General features: G+C 36.3%; 1 protein-coding gene. It reads left to right on the top strand.

Annotated features, from left to right (window positions below; genetic code table 11):
- Window positions 1-250: 250 nt before the first annotated feature.
- The gene (locus H9636_RS18915) at window positions 251-1,489 is read left to right on the top strand and encodes an IS110 family RNA-guided transposase (protein WP_191709098.1); all 1,239 of its coding nucleotides are present in this window, start codon (window positions 251-253) and stop codon (window positions 1,487-1,489) included.
- The last annotated feature ends 58 nt before the right edge of the window (window positions 1,490-1,547 follow it).

The raw sequence follows: 1,547 nt of genomic DNA on the forward strand, positions 1-1,547 counted from the left end.
TCGTAATATGAGGTTAGCCAGATTTTTCTGGTTGACCTTTTTCGTTTAGGTCTTATTATAACGGTAGTCGGGGTAGAACGTCTGGCCCGTGGGACTTAATCCCGTCAACAAAACTGTTCACCCCCTACTTGTATAAACATGTTTCGAGCTGGTTGGGACAAGGATCCCGTTTAACAAGCGAACCTATGACATTACAAGCAGCTTTAGGGGTTACCGACGAATTTAGTTTTCTTTAGGAGGAGATTTAATTATGAATCCAGTCGTAGGTCTGGATGTTTCAAAAGGAGAAAGTCAGGTGCAAGCCTTTTTAGATAAAGGCAAACCATATCGTAAGAGCTTTAGTATTAAACATACTCTTGAAGGTTTAGATAGTTTATTAGAATTTCTAAGAGATATAGAGAAATTAGCTGATGGTAAGCAACCTTCGGTTATTTTAGAATCTACAGGTCAATATCATATTCCTGTCATTCAATTTTTGGAGGAGCAACAATACGTCTATATTATTGTAAACCCACTTGTCTCTCATCGAGCTAGAAGTACAAATTTACGCAAGGTAAAGACTGATGCCATTGATGCCTATCATCTATGTGAGCTGTATTACAAGGAAGAGTTAGAACCATATAAGAAAAGAGGCATACAACTCTTAAATCTTCGTAATCTCACTAGACAACAAGAAACAGTATCAAGCACAGCTGCACAAACAAAATTACAGCTACAATCCATTTTAGATCAGGTTTTCCCTGAATATAGAGGTGTCTTTGGGAATCTCTATTCAAAAATTTCGTTACAGATTCTATCAATCTTCCCAACCTCCAAAGAGGTTTTAAGTGTTAGCGAATCAGATCTTACTAATAAAATTGCGGAATTATGTACAACCCGTTCAGAAAAATGGGCAAAAGAAAAAGCAATTAAATTGAGAGAAGCTGCATTACGTAATCCATTTCAAAACAACTTGTACCAAAGCCATATCTTTAACCTAAGAATGTTTATTAACATTGTTCTTCAATATCAAGAGCATCTATCAAAGTTAGCAGCAGAAATAGATGCTCTCGCTAAAGAAATTAAAGAATATGAGATAATCCAGTCTATCCCTGGTGTTGGAGAAAAGATTGCGGCAACAATCATCTCTGAAATTGGAGAGATAGAGCGGTTTAATCATCCTAAAAAGCTAGTAGCATTCGCTGGAATAGATCCTAGCGTTTACTCTTCAGGTAGATTTACTGCTTCCATAAATCGCATAACCAAAAGAGGTTCTAGCAGGTTAAGGCAAGCATTGTTTATGGCTGTACAATGCGGTATAAGAGATGCACGCAAGCAAAAAACAAGTGATGAAATACTCCCTAGAAACAAGAAATTAAGAGAGTTCTACGATAAAAAACGCGAAGAAGGAAAACCTTTTAGAGTAGCAATAATTGCTTGTGCTAATAAGCTTTTACATTGGATTTATGCCCTACTAAAAAGGAAAGTAACCTTCCAAAACGAGGATTAAAAAGTATATCTAAGCACATAAAACAAAACCTTCCAATTTTAAAGAGGAAGGCTTATTT

This window comes from Ureibacillus galli, assembly GCF_014836845.1.
Taxonomy (GTDB): Bacteria; Bacillota; Bacilli; order Bacillales_A; family Planococcaceae; genus Ureibacillus; species Ureibacillus galli.